Source organism: Bradyrhizobium sp. CFUWI, from assembly GCF_056429085.1.
Genome location: NZ_JBWJZE010000002.1, coordinates 502,534 through 527,633, shown reverse-complemented (window position 1 = coordinate 527,633; position 25,100 = coordinate 502,534). Strand labels below are relative to the sequence as shown.

Genomic DNA, 25,100 nt, shown 5'->3' with positions numbered 1-25,100 from the left:
AAAGGCAAGCTTGTCCGACCAAAGCAGCACTCAAGGGTGATCCAAGCAGAATGCCAGCGCATCCTTGCCTCGCTTCCGTAGGTCATCGCCGTGGAATAGGGGCCTGAACACCTGTTTGAGATGATAGTTCACGGTCGCTTCTGCGCATTTCATGATGACAGCCGTTTCCCACGTTGTCTTGCCCTGCGCGTCCAAAGCAGGACTTCCTGCTGTCGTGAAGATAAAGTTACTGCCAGAGGCAGGCGCTCAGCCGCGACGTTGAAGCCGTACTCCTGCGAACGCATCATTTCGAGTCCGGACCCACGCGCCGCTATGACAAGAATCCTAGTTGATACAGATCTCAACTTCCAAGTGACGATTTTCAGGCGCTGCTGTCGGATAAACAGTTTCGAGTATGTGGGTAGAATGCCTCAAACGTAGGCCAGCCGGCGATACGAGCCATTTTCTCGTGGCAACGCGACCTTGAGGGCACCCGGGTTGTCCAGCTCACGGACACCGTTGACGCAACTCCATCGCTGACATCGTCCCGCATGGCCCCCGCCGGCTTGCCGCACGCCGGGGACGCCTTCCGGATCGGGCGAGAACCTCGGGATACGTCGAAACGAAGAGGGATACATTCTTAAATTCGATGCTTGGTTAGAACTTTTTATCGCTTTTGGCGCTGATCGCAGTACGTCTAAATTGCGTCAAGAGACGGGACGTTCGCGAGCTGCAGGGCGGCCGACCGATCGGGCGGCGGCGCTGTTGAAAGCTCCGCGCCCAGGAGAAAAAGGAAGCCGAGATCATGCTCAGTATCCGAGAAGGCCGCTATGCCGGCGCCTACGCCAAGCCGGCCCAGGCAGGTTGAGCATTTGAACGCCGCCTGCATCGTCGGCGACCGGCCGCCAGGCAGCATGCCGCCCGGTTGCTCGGCGTTCGGCGCGGCTGCGTCAGAAGCGATCGGCACGGTAAGGCTCCGGGTCGAGCAACGGCCTCTCGCCCACGACCATCTCCGCCAGCATGCGTCCAGTCGTCGGCCCCAGCGTCATGCCCTGGTGGCCGTGGCCAAACCCGCACCACAGACCGGCGATCCCCGGCGCTTGGCCGATCACGGGGATCATGTCCGGCATGCAGGGCCTGACGCCCATCCACGGCGCCGCGTCGACCCGCTCGCCGAGCGGCAGCAAGCGGCGCGCAATCGGCTCGGCGCGCGCGAGCTGAACCGGTGTGGGAGCTCCGTCACGATCGGCGAACTCGACACCGGTCGTCAGCCGGACGCCGTGCTTCATCGGCGCCAACAGGAATTGGCTCTCGCTGTCGAGGATCGGGCGGTTGAGCTTAGCTCTCTCACTCAGGAGGTAATGCATGTGGTAGCCGCGCTTGCCGAACAGAGGCGGCGCATAGCCGAAGCGGGCTGTCAGATCGACGGACCAGGCCCCCATCGCGACCACGACATCGGAGGCCTCGACGAATCCATCCTCCGTGGCGAGGCGCCACGCCGCGCCACGCCGCTCCAGCTTGGTCCCATCGCCTCTGAGAATGCGGCCACCGAGGCGTTCGAACAATTGCGCATAGGCCGCGATCAGTCCGCCCGGGTCACTCAGCGACAGCGATTGCGTCCAATGCAGCGCGCCGACGCGGCGTGGTTGGAAATCGGGCTCGGCCTTGGCCAAGCCAGCGCCATCGAGAGTAGAGAAGTTGACGCCGAAAGCACGGCGGGCCGTTTCGGCAGCAGTGACTGCTTCGTCGAGATCCCGTTGCGTACTATAGGCGCGCAACCATCCGACCGGCCGCAACAGATCGAGAGCGCCAGCCTCGCGTGCGAGATCGAGATGTTCGTCGAGGCAGGTAGAGATCAGCGCGGCCTCCTTCCTCACCGTCTGCGCATAAGGTCCGGGCGCCGAGGCCATGAAGTAACGCAGCAGCACGGGTGCCATCCGCGCGAGCGCAAGCGAAGCATAGGAGACGTCGACGGAGCGGTTGCGTGCGACCCGCAGCAGAGTGCCGAGCTCGCGCGGAAAGCGATAGGGAAACACCGCCTCCCGCTGAATCAGCCCTCCGTTTCCAAAAGACGCTCCTGCCGCAGGTCCGACCCTATCCACGACGGTGGCCTCGATGCCGCGCCGCCGGAGATGGATGGCCGTCGACATCCCGACGATGCCCGCCCCCAACACCAGAACGTTCTTGGCCATGACCGATGGGTACCTCTGCTCGTCCGCTCGGGACCGTCTTAAGGCACGTCCACATTTGCGGGTCCAATGCGAAATTTGCATTGGACCCGCAGCGCGACTGCTCCCTAAAATTCTTACGATAAGGGGAAATCTAGGTTGGATACGAAGTGGCTCGACGACTTCATCGCATTGGCCGATACGGGGAATTTCACGCGCGCGGCCATGCTGCGCAACGCATCGCAGGCTGCTTTCAGCCGTCGTATCCGGGCGCTTGAGATGGCCGTCAACGCGACACTCGTCGATCGCAGCACGTACCCGACGCGCCTGACTCCCGCGGGTGATGCGTTTCGCGCAAGGGCGGCCGAGTTGCTCGGACAGTTGCGCGAAACCATTCAGGACATTTCGACAGGCGCTTCTGGTGGGGCGCTACGCATCGCACTGCCCTATGCTCTTGCCACGGCCTTCGCGGGACGTTGGCTGGGCGGCTGGGCCCCGGAAAAGCTGCGCTACATGCTGCTTCCCGGCAGCATGCACGACATGTTCACGGCACTCGTCTCGGGCCGTTCCGATCTGCTGATCACCTTCTACAGCCCGTCTCATCCCATTCAGATCGACGAGCAGCGCTATGAGCGGCTGACGGTGGGGCTCGACAAGGTGAGACCCTACGCGCGACGCGACTTCAAAGCGGCGGAGTTTTTTCCAGGCACGGCCAAGCGCCCATGTCCGCTGCTGACCTATCCACCGACCGCCTATTTCGGTCGACTCGTGGAGACGATCGTCGAGCGCGCCCCGGCGCCGTTGCGCGCTGACCGCGTCGTGGAATGCGAGATGTCCGACGTGCTGCGCGACCTGGCGCTGGCCGGGATTGGGGTCGCCTGGTTACCGAGTTGCACGATCGATCCGAGTGTGCACGAGGCTCTGACGCCGGTGGATGACGGATCGTGGTCGCTCGATATCCAGGTTGCGGCCTTCCGCGACCGGGAAGCCGCAAATCCCGCGCTGCGCCGCCTTTGGGAACGTCTGACGGCGCGGCCGGAAATGCTGTTGTGGCAGTAGGGGGAGCGTCCAGCAGTCAGAGAGACATCGTATCCCCTAACGAAGATCGACACCGCGCAATGCCGCAGAACGAGCGTGGCACGTGAAATTGAACTCAAGAACATACACTCAGAGGAGAAAGAACATGCGTTTGATTGCAAGTCTCGTCGCTATTGCGACGACAGCACTGATCGCCGGCCCGGCCTCGGCTCAGGCCCTGACCGGTACCCTGCAGAAGGCCAAGGACACCAAGAAGATCGTCATCGGCTTCCAAGAAGCTTCGGTGCCTTTCAGCTACCTCGACGGCAACCAGAAGCCGGTCGGCTACACGCTCGACATCTGCTCGAAGATCGTTGACGCGATCCGTAAAGAGATCGGCGAGCCGGGCTTGCAGATCGAGTACACGCCTGTGACGTCAGCCAACCGCATCCCGCTGCTCCTCAACGGCACGATCGATATGAACTGTGCTTCTGCCACCAACAACCTCGAGCGCCAGAAGCAGGTCGACTTCGTCAACACGCACTTCTTGACCGCGAACCGCTTCGTCAGCAAAAAATCAAACAATCTCCATAGTATTGAAGACCTGAAAGGCAAGACGGTCGTGTCCGTGGCGGGTTCGGTCAATCTCAATCAGATCAACCGCATCAACAACGAGCGCAGTTTCGGCATGACAGTCGCCTCCGCAAAGGACCAGCTGGAGGCCTTTCTCATGCTCGAAACCGATCGCGCCCAGGCTTACGTGATGGACGACGTGCAGCTCGCCGTTCAAGCCGCGCGCTCGAAGGACCCGGCTGCCTACGTCATCAGCAAGGAGGCCTTCGGCAAGCCCGAACCTTACGGGATCATCATCCGCAAGAACGACAAGCCGTTCAAGGATCTGGCCGACAAGGCGACCGCTGCGCTCTATCAGAGCCCGGAGATCGAGACGATCTACAAGCAGTGGTTCCGGTCTCCGGTGCCGCCGAACAACATCAACTTCAACTACCCACTCGACCCGGCGCTGGCAGCGGCGTTCAAGAGCCCCAGCGACAGCGCCGACCCCGACCATTACGCACTGAAGAACTGAGCCGAGCAAGCGTTTCGCACGCGGCGGTTCGGGGAGATGAACCATGAACTATAACTGGAACTGGGGCATTTTCCTCGAACCGTCGCCGGACGGCTGGGGCACCTATCTCGACACGCTACTACTGGGTCTACGCTGGACACTGGCGACGGCACTCAGCGCTTGGGTGCTGGCGCTCTCGCTCGGCATCGTCGTAGGCATCCTGCGCACCCTGCCCTCACGGCCGCTGCAGGCGATCGGCACCGCCTATGTCGAACTGTTTCGCAACATCCCACTTTTGGTTCAGCTCTTCTGCTGGTACTTCGTGCTTCCGGAAATGCTGCCTAAGGCAGCTGGAACCTGGCTGAAGCAACTGCCGAATGCCTCCTTCTTCACCGCCGTCGTGGCGATCGGCATCTACATGTCGGTGCGCGTCGCCGAGCAATTGCGCTCCGGCATCAACGCCCTGCCGCGAGGCCAGAAGAACGCTGGACTGGCTCTAGGGCTCACCACCGCCCAAACCTATCGTCATGTGGTGCTGCCGGTCGCTTTCCGCATCATCCTGCCGCCGTTGACCTCGGAATTCCTGAACACGATCAAGAACACCTCGGTCGCGCTTACGATCGGTCTCGTCGAACTCACGGCTCGTGCCTACGCAATCCAGGAGCAGTCCTTCCAGTTCTTCGAGGCGTTCGCGGCCGCGACCGTGATCTACCTCATCGTGAATCTCTGCGTCACCCTGGGCATGCGCCTTCTCGAAAAGAAGATCGCGATCCCCGGCTACATCTCCGGGAAATAGGCGATGCTGTCGGGCTTGAACATCGGGGCGATCACGCAATCGCTGAGCTATCTCTTCGTGCAAGGCATGAGCACGACCCTCACCCTGACCGTCCTGGCGGCGGTGGGCGGCGTCGTGCTCGGCACGCTGATTGCGCTGATGCGCCTGTCCTCCCTCCCGGTGCTGCCGAAGATCGCGGCCGGCTATGTCAATCTGATGCGGTCGTTGCCGCTGGTGCTGGTGATCTTCTGGTTCTTCTTCCTGATGCCTTACATCGCCGCGTGGGTATTGAACGCCAGCCGGCCCGTGCCGGTCGGCGGGTTCGCCTCGGCGTTGATCACCTTCACGCTGTTCGAGGCCGCCTATTTTTCGGAGATCATGCGCGCCGGCATCCAATCGGTCTCGCAAGGACAGGTCGGCGCCGGATATGCGCTCGGCCTCACTTATCGGCAGGTGATGATGTATATCGTCCTGCCGCAGGCCTTCCGCAACATGATCCCTGTCCTGCTGACGCAAACGGTGATCCTGTTTCAGGACACTTCGCTCGTCTACGTGGTTTCCGTCACCGATTTTCTCGGCGCCGCCTCCAAGATCGCCCAGCGGGATGGAACCATCGTCGAAATGTACCTGTTCGTGGCGCTGGTCTATTTCGTGATCTGCTTCAGCTTCTCGATGCTGGTGCGACGTCTCCAGGCGCGCATCGCGATCAGCCGCTGACGCCGATGCGATCGACGCCCTCCGCCTCTCCTTCCCTTCATGCCCTCGCAGCCGCGCCGCTGGAAAGCATCCTGTCATGATCGAGATCAACGACGTCAGCAAATGGTACGGGCCGTCGTTTCAGGTCCTGAAGAGCTGCAGCACCCGCATCGATAGAGGCCAGGTCGTGGTCGTTTGCGGGCCGTCTGGCTCCGGCAAATCGACCCTCGTCAAATGTGTGAACGCATTGGAGCCCTTCGAGCAGGGATCGATCAGCGTCGACGGGACAAAAGTCGAGGCCAGGGACACCAATCTGCCGAAACTGCGCTCGCACGTCGGAATGGTCTTCCAGCATTTCGAGCTGTTCCCACACCTGAAGGTCGTCGACAATCTCTGCCTGGCTCAGCAGAAAGTGCTCGGACGCGACCGCAAGGAAGCCGAGAGCCGCGCGCTCGCCCTGTTGCAGCGCGTGGGCCTTGCCGATCATGCCGATAAATTTCCGGCGCAGTTGTCCGGCGGTCAGCAGCAGCGCGTCGCGATCGCCCGTTCACTCGCCATGAACCCGACTGTGATGCTTTTCGACGAGCCGACATCGGCGCTCGATCCTGAGATGGTCGGCGAGGTTCTCGACGTGATGGTGGATCTCGCCCAGGAGGGCATGACGATGATGGTCGTCACTCATGAGATGGGCTTCGCCCGCAAGGTGGCCGACCGTGTGGTCTTCATGGACCGGGGCGAGATTATCGAGGATGCGGACAAGGAGGTTTTCTTCAGCGGCGCACAGAGCGAACGGGCACGTTCTTTCCTCTCGAAAGTCCTGTCGCACTGATACATTGAGCACCGCGTCGGCCAAACACCGCCGCCCTCTAGAACACGTATCCATACGCACAGCAAAGGCAGACGATGGCATCGACATATTTGAACCCCGGCAACTTCAAACACCGTTCGGACGCGGTGATCCATAACGGCGTCGCCTATGTCTCCGGCGCCGTGCCATCGGACACCTCGCTCGACATCAAGGGGCAGACGGCCCAGGTGCTCGCCGAGCTGGACAAGCGCCTCGCAGCAGCAGGGACCGACAAGAGCGAGCTGCTGTCGGCGACGATCTGGCTAACCGACGTTAATGGGGACGTGGCGGGCTTCAACGAAGTCTGGAACGCCTGGGTCGTGCCCGGCCGGCAGCCTGCCCGCGCGGCAGTTCAGGCTGCCCTGCAAGTCGGCGCCAGGGTCGAAGTGGCAGTCATCGCCGCGGTCCGCTCAGCCTGAAGTCCCAGGCAAGATCGTGGCGGCGGGCTCCTCGCCTTTGAGATCATTGGGGCGGACACGGCTGCCGCGTTCTAATCTAGACACAGGCATCTGATCGACATCTCATCTCTGCCGGTCGGAGCTTTGATCGTCCTGACCGGCACGTCATCTCAGCGCGGGAGTGCCCCGCCCTGCTCTGAAGCTGATGGTAGCCGAGCTCCTCGCGCGCCTGTCGCAGGCTCTCGCTGCCTGCGATCGCTTTGCGAATGCGGCTTTCGACCGCCTCGATCATCCTCGCTGTTTCCGCGACCTCCCGCGCGGCACCAAGACGACGCCGTTCGCATCTGCCATCACGCTATCCCGCGGGCTCACCCTATTCGGCGGCAATTCCTGCGGCTTGGACGATCTTTGCCCAGCGCTCACCTTCCGAGCGCATGTAGTCGGCGTATTCCTTGGCGGTGCCACCGAGCACGATTGATCCACCCTCGGTGAGACGTGCCCGTAGAGCTTCGTTCCTCAACGTTTTCTCGAGCGCGCCCCCAAGGATCGTTGTAATCCCCGCAGGCGTGCCGGCCGGCACCAGAAGGCCCTGCCAGGCCCCCATGTTCATCGTGGTCAAGCCGAATGCCTCCTTCATCGTGGGAACATGAGGTAGCTGCGGCAGGCGCTGCTCGTGCGTAACAGCAAGCGCGCGCATGCCTCCGCCCTCGACGTGAGTGCGCGCCTCGTTGATCGGCAAGAACATGAACTGCGTGGAGCCGGAAAGCAGGTCGGTGATCGCCGGAGCACTACCGCGATAAGGCACGTGCGTTGCGCTCAGGCCCGTCTCTTTCAGAAACAGCTCGCCAGCAAGATGAAGCAGCGCGCCGCGGCCCGATGAGCCGTAGTTGACCTTGCCACCTTGAGCTTTCACCCAGTCGACGAACTCGCTCGCGGTCTTGGCTGGAATAGCCGAGTTGACAACGAGGACCAGCGGAATCGTGGCGGTGAGGGAAACCGGAGCGAAATCGGCGTCCGGCCGAAAGCCCGGTTTGACATAGACGGCCGGCGCAAGTGCTACCGCGGAAGTCGCATAGAAGACGGTGTAGCCATCAGGTTGGGCGCGCGCGACCTCGACCGCGCCGAGATTGCCCCCCGCTCCCCCCCTGTTCTCGATCACGACGCTGCCCCCGAGTTCGGCGGCAAGCTGCTGCGCGATGATCCGAGCATTGATATCAGCCGATCCACCCGCGGCGAAAGCTACGATCATCCTGATCGGCTTCGAGGGATAGGACTGGGCACGAGCTACCGCGCTACCGGCGGCGAGGGCCACAAGCCAAGCCAAAAGGACGCGTCGAACGATCTGCATGTTGTTTCTCCCCGTGGTGTTTTGAAATGTTTTACGATCAGACCAGAACTGGACCTTCCATTTTCAACTCCGTACGTGTCGATCGAACCCTTCAGCTTGGATAGGTTCAGGGCTTGATCGGCGCGAGCAGATCCGCGTGCAAACGATGTCTTGGCGTCCCTTGAGCTCTAGAGTCGGGAGGAGGAGGAGCCGTCAATGGCCGTAGGCGCCCCTGTATCGCCCCTCCCGAATGCTCAGCAGCATTTCAGCTTCTCGTTCTTCCTGAGCGCGAACCTTGATAAGCAAGTCGGATGCTATCGCCTGGGGAAACGCGACGACGCCGTCCTCGTCCCCCACGACGATATCGCCCGGCGAAACGATGAGGCCGCCGATGGATACAGGCACATTGATTTCGCCGGGGCCGTTCTTGTATGGCCCGCGGTGATTGGCACCACGCGCGAAGACCGGAAAATCCGACCGCGCAATTTCTCCTGCATCCCGGATCGCGCCGTCGATCACCAGACCGGCGGCGCCGCGCGTCGACGCGATCAAGGACATGATTTCACCAACCAGGGCTCGCGATAGATCGCCTCCGCCATCCACCACGATGACGTCGCCGGGGCGGACGAGCTCCAATGCCTTGTGGATGAACAGGTTGTCGCCGGGCGCGGTGCGGACTGTCACCGCCGTTCCCGCCATCGAGCCCCCGCGGTGGAACGGGCGCAAATTGGCTCCCGGCAGTCGCTGCAGATTGTCGCTGATGATTGACGTTGCGGCGCTCTTGAAGGCTTCGAGCAGCGCGGGATCCGCCGACGATGCGCTTTGGTTCTCTCTGTTTCCGACCATATCCTAGCCTATCGTGCTCTCGCTATCGGGTTCTGTCGTCAAAGAGGGCCTCACAAGCTTTGCGAATGTTTGCGCAGCCAAGCTCAATCGCCGACATCGAGGTGGCAAATGAAAGCCGCAGGTAGGGCGACAAACCGTAAGACGTCCCGTCCATGACAGCCACGTTGGCAACGTCGAGCAAATAGAGAGCGACATCGAGATCATCTTTGAGGACGTACCCGGAGGTCGTTTTCCTTCCGATCAGACCTGCGACCGACGGATACAGGTAGAAGGCTCCATCAGGCTTCGACAGCCGCAAGCCCGGAGTTCCCTCGAGCAATTCGATCATGCGCACGCGGCGCGTCGCGTAGAGACGCCTTGTCTGCTCGATATGGGACTGGTCGCCCGTGAGGGCGGCAAGAGCAGCAGCCTGGCTAACGGAGCTCGCGCAAGTCGTGCTCTGGCCAAGCAGCTTCGTCACGGCATCGACGAGGTCTTTGGGGCCAGCTGCGTATCCGACCCGCCACCCGGTCATGGCATAGGCTTTCGAGACGCCATTGACGATCATGGTTCGCGCCACAAGCTCGGGAGCGATCTGAACCGGACTTGCGGAAGCTCTTCCGCCATAGACGAGATGTTCGTAGATTTCATCCGTCATGAGCCAGACATGCGGATGACGCTTCAGGACGTCAGTCAGTTCGCGCATCTCTTCCCGTGAGTAGACGGCACCGCTGGGATTATTCGGCGAATTCAGAATCAGCCAACGTGTTTTCGGCGTAATCGCTTTTTCGAGGGCTGCTGGAGTGAGCTTGAATCCGACGTTTTCGCCGCACGCTACGACGATGGGCACACCTTCGTTCACGCCCACAATGTCGGGATAGGACACCCAGTGGGGTGCCGGGACGATGACCTCGTCGCCTTGGCTCAGGGTTGCCGCGAAGGCTTCGAAAATGAGCTGCTTGGCACCGCAACCGACCACAATATCGTCCGGTCTATAGCGCACGCCGTTTTCGCGCTCGAGCTTTGCGCAGATGGCTTCTCGAAGCTCCGGCGTGCCGGCCGTTGCCGTATAATGCGTATCACCCTTGCGCATGGCGGCAATAGCTGCATCGATGATGTGTGGCGGCGTATCGAGATCGGGTTCGCCGATGGTAAAGTCGACGACACTTCGGCCTGAAGCGAGAAGCTCCGTCACTTTCTTCTTTGCGGCGATGCTCGCAGAGGGCTTCAGCCTGGCGACGCGTTCTGCCAGCTTCAACGACATTCGATCAGCTCCTGAGTGCACGAACCGGCATGAGATTGCCGGATCGGCAGCAAGAGTACGGCTGGATCAGAATGCGAAAAACAGATAAAATGTGATTGCGAAACATCACTTATCGGAATGAAAAATCAGACAGATCGGTGTCCAGAGTCTTAGGGCAAACACGACATGATCACGTTGAAGCAACTCGAGGCGCTGAACTGGATCGCGCAACTTGGCACGTTCGAGCGCGCGGCAGCCAAGCTCAACACCACCCAATCGGCGATTTCAAAGCGAGTCCAGGAACTGGAGGCATCAACGGGCCTTCCACTCTTTGACCGTAACCAACGCGGTGCGCGGCTTACTGAGCAGGGCGAGCAGCTTCTGGCACTCGGTCAGAGCATGCTCGCCATTCAGGATCAGATCCTGGCACTCAAGGACGGCAAATCGGCTCCGACCCGCCGCCTGCGCCTGGGCGTCACCGAGATGTGCGCGCTCACATGGCTGCCTCGACTGGTTTCGGCGATCCGTGACCACTATCCGGCGGTGACGATCGAACCTGAGGTCGACATGAGCCGTAATCTTTACGACCGGCTGCTCGAGGACACAATCGATCTGATCGTCATTCCGGAGGCATTCTCGGATCCCGAGATCGCTTCGGTTCGGATTGCTGAAGTCGTAAACGTCTGGACAGCGCGTCCCGGGATGGTGAAGTCTCGACGCTCGATCAGCTTCGACGAGCTGGCCGAATACACCATCCTGACGCAAGGCGGCCGTTCCGGGTCCGGGCTCTACTTCAACAAATGGCTGCGGGCCAACGGCGTCGCGTTCCAGCGCGTCATTTCGTGCGACAGCCTGACGGCCCTGGTCGGTTTGGCGGTCGCCGGACTTGGAGTCAGTTATCTGCCCCGCCAGTGCTTTCGTCCACTCTTCGAGCAGAAGAAACTGGTGATCGTTCCGGTGAAGCCCGCCTTGCCCGCGGTTCCCTATGCCGCCATGTATCGAAACGACCGGCCGTCGGCGTTCACCGCCACAATTGCCGCGCTTGCGGGAAGCGTCTGCGATTTTGGACGCCAGCTTCAGGAATAGACGGCGTCAGCGGAGGCTCGCCGAAAGAGGTGCTACCCTGGCGTTCGCGGAAGCGATAGCTGAACGAACCTTCCCGCGCCATCGCAACGGCGCCCGGCGTGTCGCTGTGGGCCGCGACGAGATGTTCGCCTACCTGGCGTTCCCTGAAACTCACTCAGGCAACGGCTCCCGAATGGTCGACACCAATAGGAAGCTCATCAGCGATCCGGCAGCCATGAACAGGAAGACATAGTCCCAGCCGTAGCCGTCCAGCAGAAAGCCGACCGCGAGAGGCGCCGCGGCGCCGCCTAACTGTCCGCCGGTGTTGACCAGCGCGCTTGCAATCGGGAAAGTCTGCTTGGTCGTCAGCCCCATCGGATAGGCCATGTAGGCGGAAAAGCCGAGGCTGAGCAGCACCCCCGTTGCGAACAGCAACAGACCGTATTCCAGAGGATCCGCCGGTGAATTGATCAGCGCATACATCATGCCCGCCGTCGCCAACGCCGAAAACAGCATTCCGGGCTTGCGGCGCTTGCCGAGCCAGCGATCCGAGAGGTAGCCGCCGACGAGATTGCCGACCACAGCACCGACCCAAGGAGCCGCCGCGACAAAACCCGAGCCCATGATCGAGAATTTCTTGACGGTTAGCAGATAAGTCGGAATCCAGGCCAAGAGCACATTCGAAATACCAAGCTGGAAGCTGTAGCCGAAAGCGCAACCCAGCACGTCCCACGACCTGAAGACGCTCCCCGACGTGGCCAACGGCTCCACAGCCCGTCCGAATATCAGCCTGTCTAGAAATCTGAATTGTTGGGTGTGCTCGGTCTTTGCAGCATCACCCTGTACCGTCTTGTCCGCTATGAAATCGATCTCGCGTTCCGAGCAAAAGCGGCTTTCGGCTGGATTATTTGGCACCAGATAATACCAAACCGCGGCCAGGACGAACCCAGGAAGGGCGCAGAAGTAGAATATCTCACGCCAACCCCAATAGCTGACGATCAGCGCGCAGACCGGCGGAACGATCACAGGGCCGAATTTGACCGAGGACAGAAATACACCGCTGGCCATACCCTTCTCTTTGCCGGGAAACCAGTTGTTGATTGTCGTGGTAATTCCAACTGGCAGAGGCCCCTCGGCAATACCTAAAGCAAAACGGTACATCTTGAGTACGAAAACGGTTGAGACGGTCCCCATCAATCCGGTCAAGAGCGAAGTAAAAATCATTGCCCAGGAAAAGAGGCGCCGCACACCAAGTCTGCTCACAGCAAATCCCGATGGGATCTGCACGATCGCGTAGCCCAAAAGGAAAAGGCTTAGAATCGCTCCCGCCTCGGTGTTCGACATAGCGAACTCCTTGCGGATAAAGGGCAACGCAAAACCGATATTGGCGCGGTCAGCCGCAGCGATCATGTAGATCAAGAAGATCAACGCGAGAACGACCCAACGAAAGTTTGACTTGTGGCTACGGCTCGTAGCAATGACTGCGGTCGTCATGGATGGAAGTCCTCTGCAGACCCGCGCGAGGATGACGCGATGACATTGACATAGATCTGCAATGCACATTCTGGGGTGTTCGTGCCCACCATGACGCCCTCCCTTTTTGTTGCCCACAGATGCCAGGTAGCGCACAAGCGCCATGGTATCTTGCGAATTCTCCGCAAATTAGCTCATGGACTGCCGTGCGATGAGCGATAAATGATCATGCAGTTAGATCACTTTTAGTGATGAAAGGAAGGAAGGTATCGAAGGCTGGCGCAACCGCGCGACCTGAGTTGCCACCGGATTTTCAGCCAGCAGCAGATAAGAGCTGCACAAGACGATCTCTTGTCTGCAAACCCTCCGCGGTTTTTCCCAGCACCAGAGGTGAGTACAGCGCGCGCCAGGCAGCGCCGCTCTGGCTGCGTAAGCAGCAGCCTTGCAGTTGCGGAGATATGTCCGATCGACCGATTCGTTGATGCGCGCCTAGCGCGCGAGGCATGCGACGGTGGCCCTAAAGAAATCCAGGCTGAAACGACCGTAGAAGACGCTTGAATCCGGTTCCGAAGCAGCAAGACGATAGGAGTTGCCGAGAGCGCGAACAAGCTCGATCGCCTCCATGAGTTCATGATGCGTCAGCGTCAAATGCACGCTCGCGAGCGGGAGCAGCAGGGCCTGAATGCCAACATCGCTCATGACGCCCCCACTCCTGCGCGCGGCAGCGGCATGAATTGCGCGAGATAGGCGCTCCGCCATTGATACGGCGTGTCGCCGACAAAGCGCTTGAACACCGTGGTGAAATGCGCCTGGGTCTGGAAGCCTACGGTCAAGGCGATATCGACCAGGGCGATCTCGGCCTGCTTGAGCAGCTCCTGGGCGCGCTCGATGCGACGCCTCAGCAGATATTCGTGGGGCCGAACGCCAGTGGCCGCGCGGAACTGCGCAGCGAAATGCATCCTGCTCAGCCCGGCGACGGCGGCCATCTCCTGCAGCGTTATTTTGGCACTCAGATTCTTGTCGACAAACTGCAGAACGCGCTTGAGACGCCAATTCTGCAGCGACCGCACGGCCCGACCCGCATCCTCCTCGCGAACGCCGTCAGCGGGGTCGAGTTCGGCCGGTGCGCGAAGCGTCTGCCGGCTGAACGTCCGGGTGAGGATCGCGAGCCGCAGCGCATCGGCCATGATGGCGGAATGGGCATCGTGCGTGGCTTCGGTCGCCGCGAGCGCATCCGACAGGCGCCGCATGACCGGGTCGGTGAATTCTCCTGCTGTAAACGCCCGCTCGCTCTCGGCAGGCGATCCCGCAAGGAGTTTTGCGGAGACCCTGAATCCCGGTCCACGAGCGGCAGATCGCTCGACGTTTGCCGCAGGCGTCTCGACCGCCAGGGCGACGTCCAGATGGACGAAGGACAACATCGTTCCGTCCTCGCCGAAGCGGTCAGGAAGTTTCGACAGCCCGAGCCGATCGCGATCGATCGCCGAGATATCGATCGCGCGAACGTCATGATCCTTGATCGGCTGTGAGCGTGACATCTGCAGCGACATCGTCGAATCTCCTTGTCCCGTTTTCGATCCGGCCTGGCCTGACTGGCTTGTCCGAATGTCATGGGGGCAGAGTAATTCGGCGATCCGCGCGATCCATTCTACGCGCGGGTGCGTCGTTAAGTTCTCGGGTTGACCGCGTCATACCTAGGTATGTCGCAGCATGTTCGTCCGGTGAGCGCACCGGCGCGGCACCTTGCTGGCATCGCGGATGCGCACAGGACCCCGGCGTGATGCGCCTGCGGTAAGTTGACGCGCTTTTTGGGCGGCATTCGCCGGGGGAATCACGCGAGCGGGCTGGTTTTTCCGGGGAATGCCGCCTGCCGGCAACTTCGCCGGGTTGCGTGGCGCGCAGGTCTTCCACGAGAGCACGAAAATCACGCGGCGGGATGTTGTGGACGCGGTCAAATCGCGGCATCAACGCCGCTGGTATGAGAAGAACGACAGCCAGCGACGATGACGACTCATGATCGGACCACGGGTTCATCCATGAGCCACGCCGGCTTGCGGTTCTGGTCCGCCGTCCTCGCCGTCGCGGTTTTCCTGGTTGACGTGCTGACGCCGCTCGAGGGCGCGGTCGCGGTTCTCTATGTCGTCGCGATCCTGCTCGCGGCCAAGACCAACCGGCGCGACGATACGATCATTGCCGCGGTCGGCTGTGTGGTCCTGACGATTGTCGCCTATCTGCTGTCCCACGATCTGGAGAGCATCGCCTCGCCCGCCGTTCGCGCACTGGTGAGCCTTGCGGCGATCGGGATCACAACCTTGCTGGCGCTACAGAATCACGCGGCAACGAAGCGCCTCGCGGCGCAGGCACGCCTGCTCAACCTTTCGCATGACATGATCTTCGTCAGGGATCGCGGCGGCGTGGTCACCTTCTGGAACAAGACCGCCGAGCAGGCCTATGGCTGGTCGTCGGACGAGGCGCTCGGTCAGCTCGCCGACAAGCTTCTGCGAACTACCTATCCCGACCGGCGCGAAATCATCGAAGCGGGCCTGCTCGACACCGGCCGGTGGGAAGGCCGCGTGCAGCAGCGAACGAAAGACGGTGCGGTGCTCACCGTCGATGCCCGATGGGCCTTGCAGCACGACCGTCTCGGCAAGCCCGTCGGGGTTCTCGAAACGCATACCGACGTCACCGATCGTGTCGCCGCACACAGCGCGCTGGTCCAGAGCGAGCAGCGATACCGCCGGATGTTCGACGCCAGCCGGATCGGCGTGGTCCAAGAAGACTGGAGCGATCTCCGGGCCGCGCTGCAATCGCTGGACACCGCAGGAGCCGGCTTGCGCGACTATCTGGCACAACATCCCGATTTCGTCCGGGAGGCCCGGCGGCTCGCCAGAATCACCGACGTCAATCCGGCCCTGCAAAAGATGGCAGGATCAAACGGCGCCTCCGCCTTCATCGAGAATGTGGACCGGCTTCTCGGCGAGGACGACCGCAGTTTCCTCGGAGCCTTGGTCGCGTTCGCGGAAGCGGAGCCGTTCTACGAAGGCGAGACCGAGCTTGTCAGGCTTGACGGAGGCAAGGTTCCCGTGCTGTTCACGATCACTTTTCCGTCCGGGCCCGACGGCGATCGCAACGTGCTCGCCTTCGTCGTCGACATCACCGAGCGCAAGCAGGCGCAGGATGCCTTGCTCGCGGCGCAAGCGGAGCTCGCCCATGCCGCGCGCGTCGCTACCCTCGGCGAGCTCACCGCCTCCATTGCCCACGAGGTTAATCAGCCGCTGGCGGCGATCGTCACCAGTGGCGAGGCCGGCCTGCGCTGGCTGCGGCGCGAGGTGCCTGATCTTCACGAGGTAGGGGCCACGATCGTCCAAATCGTCGCGGAAGGCCGCCGTGCCAGCGAGATCGTGGCGCGCATCCGGACCTTCCTGAAGAAGGCCCCTGCCGAGCAGGACAGTCTCGATATCGCCGAGATCATCGAGGAAGCGGCCCTTCTGGTCGCGCGGGAGCTCGCCAATGACGACGTCGTCCTCACCTTCGAGGTCGAGCATGGCCTGAAGCCCATCTGCGGCGACCGGATCCAGCTTCAGCAGGTGCTCGTCAATCTGCTGGTCAATGCCGGCCAGGCCATGTCGGGCCAGCCGGGTTCCCGCACCGTCAAGCTGCGCGCCAATGCAGTCGACGGGGAGCATCTCGCCATCACCGTGCGGGACAGCGGCCCCGGCATCAGGCCTGAAGACATGCCGCGGCTGTTCAATCCGTTCTTCACGACGAAGCGCGGCGGAATGGGCATGGGACTTGCGATCTGCCGAACGACGGTGGAAGCTCACGGCGGCCTGTTGTCGGTCGAGAGTACGCCCGGCGCGGGCGCGACCTTCCGTCTGACACTGCCATACAGCCAAGAACACATCCGACCATGACACGACCAGATCAAGCGCGACCGCCGGCCCAACCCTTCAACTCAGTCGTCATCATCGTCGATGACGATGCGGGGATCCGCGCCTCGCTCGACAGCCTGTTCCGATCCGTCGGCCTCGAGACGCGCCTGTTTGCATCGCCCGCCGAACTGCTCGGCGGCGCGCTGCCGGACGGCCCCGGCTGCATCGTGCTGGACGTCCGTCTTCCCGGTGTGAGCGGGCTCGACCTGCAAAGCCAGCTCGTCCGGCAGGGTATCAGATATCCGATCATCTTCATGACCGGCCACGGCGACATCCCGATGTCGGTGCGTGCCATGAAGGCCGGCGCGGTCGATTTCCTCGCCAAGCCGTTTCGCGACCAGGACATGCTCGATGCGGTGACCGCGGCGCTCGAGCGCGATGCGCAGCACCGTGCCGAAGCCGCCACCAAGGAGGATATCCGCGCCCAATACGAGACCTTGACGGCGCGCGAGCGCGAGGTGATGGGCCATGTCACTGCCGGCCTGATGAACAAGCAGGTCGCCGCCCTGATCGGTCTCAGCGAGATCACGGTCAAGATCCACCGCGGGAACGTCATGCGCAAGATGGAGGTCCGGTCGCTGGCCGACCTCGTCCGCAAGGCCGAGGCGCTCGGGGTTTCCCAGACCCGCAGGACGACGGACCACACCTGAGTATAATTCCGGCCGGGCTGCTCCGGGTGCATATACGGCTTCATCGGCCGTGCAAAGGGAGATACCCTCCTTGCGGAACACCGCGGTCAGGATTGTGCGCTAATGGCCAAAACCCCGGTGATTGCGATCGTGGATGATGACGAAGGCGTTCGCGCGTCGCTTGCGAGCCTCGTGCGCTCGATCGGCTACGAGGCCCGGGCCTACGAATCCGGCATGGACTTCCTGAGGCAGGCGCCGGGGGACGATCCGGCGTGCATGATCGCCGACGTCCAGATGCCTGTCATCACCGGCGATGAGTTGCAGGCCCGGCTGATTGCCGCGGGCCGCCATTTCCCGATCATCTTCATGACGGCGTTTCCGAGTGAAAATGTGCGCCAGCGCGTAATGGCCGCAGGCGCGCATTGCTATCTCGGCAAGCCCTCCAGCGGCGACGAGATCATCCGCCGCCTTGAAGAGGCGCTGGCAGGCCACGCGCCGTAGTCCGCAAGACGGCCCTCGTCCCAACCGGACGTGCATTCCGGCAAGCAGGTTAGTGGACCGGAAATACCGGCAGGCCCGGCAAACCTCATATTCGACGCCGACTTCGCGAGATCGGCCGCCCGTCGCCGATCTGTTCGGCGCAGGACGTCCGCCGCGTATTGGCGCGAACGCGCTGTTCCGCCGGCAGACAAGATCGCAGCCGGACTGACACCCGGCATCGACGCTTCGCCACGCCTGCCCTGAGTTGGACGAGGCAGCCCCGACCGGATGAGAAGGTGTCGCATGCACCTCTCGTCCGGTGTGCTGCGCCCTAACATCACACCCCACCGCACATGTGTTTGATCCCTTTGGTTCAATTGCACTTTTTGCGACATGCGGTCGCACCTCCCGCATTTGCAAAATCTAATACCGCTTAAGCATCCTTAACGAGCCCAGCGACGAGATCGCACCTATCGTTCGAGCATGGACCATTTGCATTCGGCCGCCGTCACGACGGCAGCAGAATCCAAGAGACGGGACGAACAATGCTCACCGATATGCAAGCGGCCGGCGCCCGGTTGACGTATCAACCCGGCCGGCGCGACCCTGATTCCCCGCGGGAGACCCGCGCATTCCCCCTCGAACGAAAGTGGCGCCAGCCCGACCAACGTGCGGGCACCTTGCCCGAGGACGTCACGATCTCGCGCTGGACCTGCACGCAAACAGGCATAAGGCACGAAGAAGCGACCACGCCTCCCGACCGATACTTCTTCGCCATCGCCTTGAAGACGACCCGCGCCAAACTGACCAGAGGCCGTCACACCATTTTCGACGGCGTCATGCCGGCAGGCACGCTGTATATCGGCGCACCGTCGCAGCAGCTCAGTGCGCAGTTCCACGCGCCGTGCGACTTCCTGCACTTCCACGTCTCCGCCAGCCGCTATTTTCCGCCTTTACGGCCTGGAACAGGACGTGCTTCGGCCGAAGGCCTCAACGACCTCGTCCTGCTCCGAGACCCCTTCGCCGAGCAGCTTGCGAAGGCACTGATCGAACGCAGCCATTCCGCCGACCGGGAATTCGCGCGCTGCATCGGCCAGGCGCTGGCAATGCACCTTGCCCGACGCGCACTTCCTCAAGCGAAGGTCAATGCCTTGCCGAAATGGCGGCTGCGGCGCGTCCAGGAATATGTCGGGACGCACTTCGATCACTGCATCAGCCTGTCGGAGCTTGCCAAGATCGCGGGACTGTCCCGGATGCACTTCGCGGCCCAGTTTCGCGCCGCGACGGGATATCGGCCGCGCGAGTATCTGCTGCATCAGCGCATCGAGCGCGCGAAATCGCTGCTGTTGAATTCCGAGACGGCCCTCGCCGAGGTGGCGCTGACCGTCGGCTTCTGCACCCAGGCGCATTTCTCGACCGTCTTCAAGCGGATCACAGGTGACACGCCCGCGCGCTGGCGCTGCGCCAGTCGGAACGCATCGGCTGCGTCCAGGCTCTCAGGCGGCGATCCAGCTTCGACATGCAAGGTCATGTCCTGCGTGCTGCCCGCAGGCTTCTCGTGAATCATGCAAAATGAAAAACAGCCGGGGTTCGTGAAATACATTGGTTGCGGGATCGGCGATGCTGTGCGTGTTAGGTGACTGAGACCCCCAAGTCACCGCTCGAGCCTCCCTCCTCCCTGGGCATTCGAGCATCTAGGGGCCGTCCTCCCCCAAAGGACGGCCCGCTTTTTTGACAGCGCGGCACGATCGGCGGCACCGTCTCTTCAGAACCTGGCGGCGCTAGCCGCTCAGGTGACGCGCAGCCCAGGCGCGGACGCCCTGAAGACTCCTGAAATCATCCAGCGAGCGAGCCGACAGTCCGCTCCCGATTTCCGCGGCCATGCCGCTGAGCGCATGTCCCGGCCCGAGCTCGAGAAACCCCGTCGCGCCCGCTTCGACACAGGCTTGCAGGCAATCTGCCCATTGCACGGTTTGCGAAATCTGCGCGGCAAGTTTGTCGAAGCCGGTTTCGAGCGAGACGACCGGAGCGGCATCGATTCCGCTCAGAATGCGCGCTCCGCTCCTCGGCGGGAACATCACCGATGCCTGGCGCAAGGTCTTACGAAAGACGGCAGACGCAACGGCGAGCCGTTTGGTGTGGGAGGCGACTTCAACCGGCAACGCGACGATCCTTGCGGCGTGCATCGTCCGCGCGTCTTCGGCAATCCTGCTCAGCGCCTCACGGCCGCCGCCTATGACAAAGGCATCGCCGGGATTGACGATGGCGATCGCTGCGCCGTGACGCTCGCAAAGGTGACCGATCTCCTCTCGCGAAAGACCGCGAACAAAGATCAGCCCGTCGCCGGCGCGCGTGGCCGCATCCATGACCTCCGCGCGGCGCGCCACGAGATCGAGCGTGGCGGTCGCATCGAACAAACCGCCGACACCCCAGGCCGCGACCTCGCCGACGCTATAGCCGGCAATGATGACGCCATGTGGGACGACATCTGCGAGCGCGCTCGCCGCGGCGAGCGGCTGCAAGGTGCAGAGAATCTGGCCGGCACGGTTGCGATGCAGGGCCTCATCGGCTTCGCCGCGCACGAAATCGCGCGGATCCCTGCCGCCGAGCAAGGCCGCCGCGTGCGCAAACAGCTGCGCGGCTTCCGGCGCATCGCCCGTGAGAGCGAACATGTTCCGATGCTGCCTGCCTTGCCCCGAGCAAAGGATGGCGAGTGTCATGGGCGCAGCCTAGCGGGGAAAGAGCACTGCGATGGCAATCGCCAGGGTCACGACGCTAAATGCCGTGCTCGCAATAACCATGGACCCTGCCCTTGCGGAATCCAGCCGGTAGTTGACCGCGAACAGGATTCCGAAAAAGCCGGAGGGTACGGCGGCAAGCAGAATGGCCGTCTTCGCGGCATCCTGCGCGACCGGAATGACGCGAATGACCGCAACAGCCAGCAGCGGCCGGACGATGTCCGAGGCCACCGTTGCAGCTGTGATTTTCCAATCCAGCCGAAACGACTGCGCCGACAGAATGGCTCCAGTGAGGAACAGGGCGACGCCCGCGGCCGAACTTCCGATCAGCGCGAGGCTCGCATGCGCGAGCGCGTCGAGGCTCACATCCGACAACGAGAACAGAATGCCAAGCGCGGGCGCGAGCACCACCGGCTTGGTGATCGCGCGCCGGATTGCCGTCAGGACCTGCCGCGCCGTCATTTGTTCGCCGCGAGCCTTGGCGGCGCCCATTTCCGCCATGATCAGCGTCAGCGGGCTGATGAGGATCGAGCCCGCCGCCAATGCAACGGCAACCGGGACAGTGCCGGCCGGCCCCACGACTGACGTCATGATCGGAAGGCCCACGCCGGCGAGATTCGGAAAGCCGATGGTCAACGCCTGTAACGACGCCTCCGACCGGGAGACCTTGGAGAACCCACGTGCGGCAAAATACCAGGCGAGATAGAGCAGCAGCATCGTCACGCCGAGCACCAGGAAGAGCGGGATCTGCTCAATCATCTCGCGGCGCGACGCCGAGGCGGTCGCGGCGAACAGCGAGGCCGGCAACGCAAAATCCATCACAAGTGCGTTGAGGGCGTCGACGTGAAGATTGTCGACGATATGAAATTTTCCGGCGGCATATCCCAGCAATAGAACGAAGAAGACCGGCCCCAGCGCCATCAGGATCGCGTTGGACATCATGGAATCGGCCTTTCGTGGGCGTCGACGAAGAGCGTCATTGCAAGCAGGTCGGCCGATCCACCCGGGCTGAGACGGCGGGCGACGAAGCTGTCGTGGATCGACTGCGCCCGCGCACGCCAGCCGGGCGCGTCGACGCCGCCTGATGCGATGAAGCTCCGCGCCGCATCATGCGCAAAGCGGAGGCCGACGGGCCCGCCACGATGCAGGAGATTGGTGTCTTCGACGGATGCGATCAGGGCAAAGCACGCCTCGACCCGGGCGGCTTCCGCATCCTCCGGCACGACAGGCGTCGCTCTCCGCAAGGCCGGCAAGCCGATCCCGTAGACGCTGGGAAATCCGCTCGCAGCCTCGATACGCGCACCGCCCGCGCCAAAGCGGCGGCGAGCCAAGCTGCCATGGCTGTGCAGCAGCACCGGACCATCGAGGATGCTGTCGCCCCAGAGGCGCGCCACGACATCGCCAAGCGGAAGCCCGGAATCAACCAACCCGCCGGCTTTGGCGCCGGCCGCCGCGCACAGCAGGCCGAGCCCGAAGATCGCGCCACGATGGGTGTTGACCCCCGACGTCGCCGCGAGCATGGCGCGTTCCGCCTCCAGGCCGATGATCCGCAGCCGCCCCATACCGCAGCCAAGCGCGCCCGCATCGGCCAGGCGTTGCAGATAGGGCCTGATGGCCGCAGCGCTGCGACGAAACGTGCCCGCGTCCATGTCGTCGTGACTGCCATTGTCGACATGACTGACGAGCCCCGGCTTCGGCCAGGTTTCGAGCTCCTTGATGAGGCAGTCGGCGGCGACGGCGCCGATGGCAGAGACATTGGGCGCGATCTGCGCCTGGCGCAGCACCGGCCGTTCCACGCCTCTTGCGGCCGTCGTGATCATGATGCCATCGCTCCCGAAATGAATTGATGCCTGCCGAGCAAGACCACGCGCTCGATGCTCTTAACCAGCAGTTCGCTCGTGCCGCCATGGAGTTCGCGCCAGTTGATCGCAGTGCCATCAGCGCCCATCAACTCGCCGTCAATCCGCATCGGTGCGCCGGCCTCGATCGCGGCCACGTCGGCGGCGAGACGATCAAGATCGGTCTCGCGGCGAAACTCGAGCAGGACATCGAGATCGGAACTGGCGGTCACGTAGTCGAGCCCGGTCAACGACTGCCAGGCGAGGCTGCCGAACACGCGAGCATCCACCGAATGGCGAAGCGCCAGTTCGTCGAGCCGGTCGAGCGTGGGCCACCAGCTCCGCGGCGCGTAGGGACGCGTCTGGCGCAGCAACGGCGGCCTCGCGACGGAGGCGACGTGGTCGATGTCAATTAGAAGAGAGAGCCGCGTCTTGCCGGCCGAGGGCGGCAATGGCAGCCCTAATGCGAGGCCGGTTGTCTCGGATGGCAACGCGCGCCGCCTGATCGTCGGCCATCTCATTTTGGGCCAGTGCGTGAGAAGGGAATTCGTCGCAAGATCGTCGCGTGCATCCAGCGTCGCGCGCCATCCTTCAGGGCTGACGAAGACGAGGTCGTGACGACCGGGTGGACGTTCACCGTGCTTGCAGGGCCAGGTCACGAACACGCTCCGCTATCTCGGCGGCCTTCAGCCGGCCACCACGTTCCTTGCCGAGCGCATCCCGCCGATCCTGCGCGGCCGGCATGCCGGCCAGCAACGCCTCCAACTGGTCGGCGAGCGAGGTGGCATTGCTCCATGTCATGTGGACGGCACCCATTTGTGCGAGATTGGACAGGCCCGGCGCGAACACCGGCGTCGACTTCGCCTTCTCCTCAAGCGCGTCCATCGACAGCTTGGTGACCTTCGCCATCGACGGCAGGTCCATCACCGCGGGATCGGCGCCGGGCAGTCCGACCAGCACGCGCGTTGCAAGGCCAGTCGCAAGCAGCGCGCCCGCAGCCGAGTGATCGTAGAGAAGACCGATGGTCGGGCGGCCGTTCATGTCCGCGTGGATCAGCACCTTCGCCAGATGCGCGAGGAATTCATTCAGCCCGAGCAATTCGTCACGCTTGCTCATGCGCTGGCTGTCGCTGTCGACGAGCACCAGGATCGGCCCGGAGCCCCGGCCGATCGACTCCAGAACATGGCCGGACAATTTGATCGCCTCGTCGACGCCCAGCGCAGTCCGGTCTGCAACACCAAGGACGAGCATCCGGCTGCCGGATCGCAGCGTCGCCGAGCCGTGGATAACGCCCTTGTCGTTCCTCACGTCATGACCGTCGGGAAAGAGCGAGGCGATGATATCATCGAGCGTCACGACTGGTCCTCCCGATCCGGTTGGCAAGGGCAATGAACTCATCGGCCGGAAGCTCCGGAACGGCTTGAGCGTCCGCGATGCCTTCCGCCGTCCAGATGTCGACGGAATCTCCACAAGCACCGAAGCTGCGCAGCCGGCCGGCAAGCCGCTCCTGTTCGGCCTTTAGCCTGTCGAAACCGAAAGGTCCGACCAAGCCGATCAGCTTCAGCGCGGCCTCGCGAAAATCCTGCACATTGTCGTCAGCGAAGACATCGGCGGCGCCGAGCAGGCGGCGGTGCTTGCCGCCCATCGTCCGCCAGACCAGGGCACGATCGCGCGAGTCGAACTCCTCGACGCCGCGGTTGGTCTCGATGACTTCGGGACCCGACACCGCGATGCGCCCCGGCTCCGAGACGGCAAGCGCGGAGCAACAGCCCGCGATCAAGCCGCCGCCGCCATAGCATCCGGACCTGCCGCCGATCAGACCGATGACCTTCACACCGGCGCTGCGCGCTTCCATCACGGCGCGCATGATCTCGGCGATGGCAAGCTCGCCGGCATTGGCTTCCTGCAACCTGACTCCGCCGGTATCGAACAGGATCAGGACGGGGATCGAGCCGATCTGGCGCGCGGCGCGGAGCAGCCCCGTCAGCTTGGCGCCGTGCACCTCGCCGAAGGCGCCACCCATGAAGCGCCCCTCCTGCGCGGCGACGAACACGGGCGAGCCGTCGAGGCGGCCGTGACCGACGACGATGCCGTCGTCGAACTGCTCGGGAAGATCGAAGATCTTCAGATGCGGGCTGACCTCGCGCTGTTCCGGCCCGATGAACTCGACGAAGCTGCCGGCGTCGAGCAGCAACTCCAGCCGCGTGCGGGCCGACGCCTCGTAGAAGCTGGTGCTGCGGGCCCGTTCGGCCGGGGTGAGATCCTTGAGCGGCGCGGTCATTGGCCGTTCTCCGCGATCAATCGCACCGCCTGCGCCAGCCGAAGCGAGACCGTATCAGGACGCGCGCCGCCGTCATTGATCGAGAACTTCAGCCCGCCAGGTGAATAGCGCTCGACGAAATCGCCGATCACGGCACTCCAGACCTCACCGAAGCCGACCGCCGCGGTCTTGATCTCGATGGCACATTCCGCGTCCGGCAGCACACGCTCCACCAGCACCTCCAGATTGCCCGAGGCGACGACGCCGACAATCGCACTTCGCCTGGCGCCACTCGCGCGGGCGCGGACCGGATGTCGAAAGCTGAGATCTTCCATGGCGCGTCC

27 protein-coding genes are annotated in these 25,100 nt (G+C 62.8%); 11 read left to right on the top strand and 16 right to left on the bottom strand.

The window, feature by feature from the left end:
* Nucleotides 1-30: 30 nt before the first annotated feature.
* The 3 genes from AC066S_RS06210 to AC066S_RS06200 all read right to left on the bottom strand — a co-directional run bounded on the left by AC066S_RS06210 (nucleotide 31) and on the right by AC066S_RS06200 (nucleotide 2,171).
* Nucleotides 31-195 (bottom strand): LuxR C-terminal-related transcriptional regulator, encoded by a 165-nt coding sequence (locus AC066S_RS06210; RefSeq protein ID WP_478269191.1) that lies wholly within the window; start codon nucleotides 193-195, stop codon nucleotides 31-33.
* Between the two features lie 481 nt (nucleotides 196-676).
* On the bottom strand, nucleotides 677-946 hold the full coding sequence (locus AC066S_RS06205; protein WP_205680460.1) for a hypothetical protein: 270 nt from the start codon (nucleotides 944-946) through the stop codon (nucleotides 677-679).
* Complete coding sequence (locus AC066S_RS06200; RefSeq protein WP_478269190.1) at nucleotides 930-2,171, bottom strand: NAD(P)/FAD-dependent oxidoreductase; 1,242 nt, start codon at nucleotides 2,169-2,171, stop codon at nucleotides 930-932. Before AC066S_RS06200 ends, AC066S_RS06205 begins: the two co-directional genes overlap by 17 nt.
* A 135-nt stretch (nucleotides 2,172-2,306) precedes the next feature.
* Here AC066S_RS06200 and AC066S_RS06195 point away from each other — a divergent pair, with 135 nt between their 5' ends.
* The 6 genes from AC066S_RS06195 to AC066S_RS06170 all read left to right on the top strand — a co-directional run bounded on the left by AC066S_RS06195 (nucleotide 2,307) and on the right by AC066S_RS06170 (nucleotide 6,967).
* Nucleotides 2,307-3,206 carry a LysR family transcriptional regulator gene (locus AC066S_RS06195; RefSeq protein WP_478269189.1) on the top strand — a complete coding sequence of 300 codons (900 nt, stop codon included), beginning with the start codon at nucleotides 2,307-2,309 and terminating at the stop codon, nucleotides 3,204-3,206.
* 124 nt (nucleotides 3,207-3,330) lie between these two features.
* Nucleotides 3,331-4,251 (top strand): amino acid ABC transporter substrate-binding protein, encoded by a 921-nt coding sequence (locus AC066S_RS06190; RefSeq protein ID WP_478269188.1) that lies wholly within the window; start codon nucleotides 3,331-3,333, stop codon nucleotides 4,249-4,251.
* Nucleotides 4,252-4,294: 43 nt separating this feature from the next.
* Nucleotides 4,295-5,026 carry an amino acid ABC transporter permease gene (locus tag AC066S_RS06185; RefSeq protein ID WP_126256099.1) on the top strand — a complete coding sequence of 244 codons (732 nt, stop codon included), beginning with the start codon at nucleotides 4,295-4,297 and terminating at the stop codon, nucleotides 5,024-5,026.
* Between the two features lie 3 nt (nucleotides 5,027-5,029).
* Nucleotides 5,030-5,722, top strand: a complete 693-nt coding sequence (locus AC066S_RS06180) for an amino acid ABC transporter permease (protein WP_126256100.1) — start codon at nucleotides 5,030-5,032, stop codon at nucleotides 5,720-5,722.
* A 76-nt stretch (nucleotides 5,723-5,798) separates the two neighbouring features.
* The gene (locus AC066S_RS06175; protein ID WP_135168185.1) at nucleotides 5,799-6,530 is read left to right on the top strand and encodes an amino acid ABC transporter ATP-binding protein; all 732 of its coding nucleotides are present in this window, start codon (nucleotides 5,799-5,801) and stop codon (nucleotides 6,528-6,530) included.
* Nucleotides 6,531-6,604: 74 nt separating this feature from the next.
* On the top strand, nucleotides 6,605-6,967 hold the full coding sequence (locus AC066S_RS06170; RefSeq protein ID WP_135168184.1) for a RidA family protein: 363 nt from the start codon (nucleotides 6,605-6,607) through the stop codon (nucleotides 6,965-6,967).
* Nucleotides 6,968-7,319: 352 nt separating this feature from the next.
* Here the strand turns inward: AC066S_RS06170 and AC066S_RS06165 are convergent, their stop codons facing one another.
* From AC066S_RS06165 to AC066S_RS06155, 3 genes are all read right to left on the bottom strand, one after another.
* The gene (locus AC066S_RS06165) at nucleotides 7,320-8,294 is read right to left on the bottom strand and encodes a Bug family tripartite tricarboxylate transporter substrate binding protein (RefSeq protein ID WP_478269187.1); all 975 of its coding nucleotides are present in this window, start codon (nucleotides 8,292-8,294) and stop codon (nucleotides 7,320-7,322) included.
* A gap of 192 nt (nucleotides 8,295-8,486) precedes the next feature.
* Nucleotides 8,487-9,119, bottom strand: coding sequence for an RraA family protein (locus tag AC066S_RS06160; RefSeq protein WP_135168182.1), 633 nt, complete (start codon nucleotides 9,117-9,119; stop codon nucleotides 8,487-8,489).
* Nucleotides 9,120-9,141: 22 nt separating this feature from the next.
* Nucleotides 9,142-10,362: an aminotransferase class I/II-fold pyridoxal phosphate-dependent enzyme gene (locus AC066S_RS06155; RefSeq protein ID WP_478269186.1), complete on the bottom strand. Its 1,221-nt coding sequence runs from the start codon at nucleotides 10,360-10,362 to the stop codon at nucleotides 9,142-9,144.
* A gap of 165 nt (nucleotides 10,363-10,527) precedes the next feature.
* Between AC066S_RS06155 and AC066S_RS06150 the strand changes: the two genes are divergently transcribed.
* On the top strand, nucleotides 10,528-11,427 hold the full coding sequence (locus AC066S_RS06150) for a LysR family transcriptional regulator (protein ID WP_478269185.1): 900 nt from the start codon (nucleotides 10,528-10,530) through the stop codon (nucleotides 11,425-11,427).
* A 150-nt stretch (nucleotides 11,428-11,577) separates the two neighbouring features.
* Here the strand turns inward: AC066S_RS06150 and AC066S_RS06145 are convergent, their stop codons facing one another.
* The 3 genes from AC066S_RS06145 to AC066S_RS06135 form a co-directional block, all read right to left on the bottom strand.
* Nucleotides 11,578-12,900, bottom strand: coding sequence for an MFS transporter (locus AC066S_RS06145; protein ID WP_478269184.1), 1,323 nt, complete (start codon nucleotides 12,898-12,900; stop codon nucleotides 11,578-11,580).
* Nucleotides 12,901-13,368: 468 nt separating this feature from the next.
* Nucleotides 13,369-13,578 (bottom strand): hypothetical protein, encoded by a 210-nt coding sequence (locus tag AC066S_RS06140; protein ID WP_126256108.1) that lies wholly within the window; start codon nucleotides 13,576-13,578, stop codon nucleotides 13,369-13,371.
* Nucleotides 13,575-14,429 (bottom strand): helix-turn-helix domain-containing protein, encoded by an 855-nt coding sequence (locus tag AC066S_RS06135; RefSeq protein WP_135168177.1) that lies wholly within the window; start codon nucleotides 14,427-14,429, stop codon nucleotides 13,575-13,577. The genes AC066S_RS06140 and AC066S_RS06135 overlap by 4 nt, the downstream gene beginning before the upstream one ends.
* A 486-nt stretch (nucleotides 14,430-14,915) precedes the next feature.
* On the opposite strand from AC066S_RS06135, the gene AC066S_RS06130 reads away from it, so the two are divergent.
* From AC066S_RS06130 to AC066S_RS06115, 4 genes are all read left to right on the top strand, one after another.
* Nucleotides 14,916-16,793 carry a PAS domain-containing sensor histidine kinase gene (locus AC066S_RS06130; RefSeq protein ID WP_478269183.1) on the top strand — a complete coding sequence of 626 codons (1,878 nt, stop codon included), beginning with the start codon at nucleotides 14,916-14,918 and terminating at the stop codon, nucleotides 16,791-16,793.
* Entirely contained in the window at nucleotides 16,790-17,461 is a 672-nt protein-coding gene (locus AC066S_RS06125; RefSeq protein ID WP_126256111.1) for a response regulator transcription factor, read from the top strand. The genes AC066S_RS06130 and AC066S_RS06125 overlap by 4 nt, the downstream gene beginning before the upstream one ends.
* Nucleotides 17,462-17,563: 102 nt before the next feature.
* Nucleotides 17,564-17,941, top strand: a complete 378-nt coding sequence (locus AC066S_RS06120) for a response regulator transcription factor (protein ID WP_135168174.1) — start codon at nucleotides 17,564-17,566, stop codon at nucleotides 17,939-17,941.
* 524 nt (nucleotides 17,942-18,465) lie between these two features.
* Nucleotides 18,466-19,482, top strand: a complete 1,017-nt coding sequence (locus tag AC066S_RS06115; RefSeq protein WP_167767340.1) for a helix-turn-helix domain-containing protein — start codon at nucleotides 18,466-18,468, stop codon at nucleotides 19,480-19,482.
* 219 nt (nucleotides 19,483-19,701) lie between these two features.
* Here the strand turns inward: AC066S_RS06115 and AC066S_RS06110 are convergent, their stop codons facing one another.
* The 7 genes from AC066S_RS06110 to mdcC are packed head-to-tail and all read right to left on the bottom strand — an operon-like array spanning nucleotide 19,702 to nucleotide 25,091.
* Entirely contained in the window at nucleotides 19,702-20,640 is a 939-nt protein-coding gene (locus AC066S_RS06110) for an acyltransferase domain-containing protein (protein WP_126256114.1), read from the bottom strand.
* A 9-nt stretch (nucleotides 20,641-20,649) separates the two neighbouring features.
* Entirely contained in the window at nucleotides 20,650-21,600 is a 951-nt protein-coding gene (locus tag AC066S_RS06105; protein WP_126256115.1) for an AEC family transporter, read from the bottom strand.
* Nucleotides 21,597-22,478 carry a triphosphoribosyl-dephospho-CoA synthase MdcB gene (gene mdcB, locus AC066S_RS06100; protein WP_126256116.1) on the bottom strand — a complete coding sequence of 294 codons (882 nt, stop codon included), beginning with the start codon at nucleotides 22,476-22,478 and terminating at the stop codon, nucleotides 21,597-21,599. Before mdcB ends, AC066S_RS06105 begins: the two co-directional genes overlap by 4 nt.
* Nucleotides 22,475-23,155 carry a malonate decarboxylase holo-[acyl-carrier-protein] synthase gene (mdcG, locus tag AC066S_RS06095; protein WP_478269326.1) on the bottom strand — a complete coding sequence of 227 codons (681 nt, stop codon included), beginning with the start codon at nucleotides 23,153-23,155 and terminating at the stop codon, nucleotides 22,475-22,477. The genes mdcB and mdcG overlap by 4 nt, the downstream gene beginning before the upstream one ends.
* Entirely contained in the window at nucleotides 23,130-23,852 is a 723-nt protein-coding gene (mdcE, locus tag AC066S_RS06090) for a biotin-independent malonate decarboxylase subunit gamma (RefSeq protein ID WP_478269182.1), read from the bottom strand. Before mdcE ends, mdcG begins: the two co-directional genes overlap by 26 nt.
* Nucleotides 23,839-24,777 carry a biotin-independent malonate decarboxylase subunit beta gene (locus AC066S_RS06085; RefSeq protein WP_478269181.1) on the bottom strand — a complete coding sequence of 313 codons (939 nt, stop codon included), beginning with the start codon at nucleotides 24,775-24,777 and terminating at the stop codon, nucleotides 23,839-23,841. The genes mdcE and AC066S_RS06085 overlap by 14 nt, the downstream gene beginning before the upstream one ends.
* Complete coding sequence (mdcC, locus tag AC066S_RS06080; RefSeq protein ID WP_126256120.1) at nucleotides 24,774-25,091, bottom strand: malonate decarboxylase acyl carrier protein; 318 nt, start codon at nucleotides 25,089-25,091, stop codon at nucleotides 24,774-24,776. The genes AC066S_RS06085 and mdcC overlap by 4 nt, the downstream gene beginning before the upstream one ends.
* Between the last annotated feature and the right edge of the window lie 9 nt (nucleotides 25,092-25,100).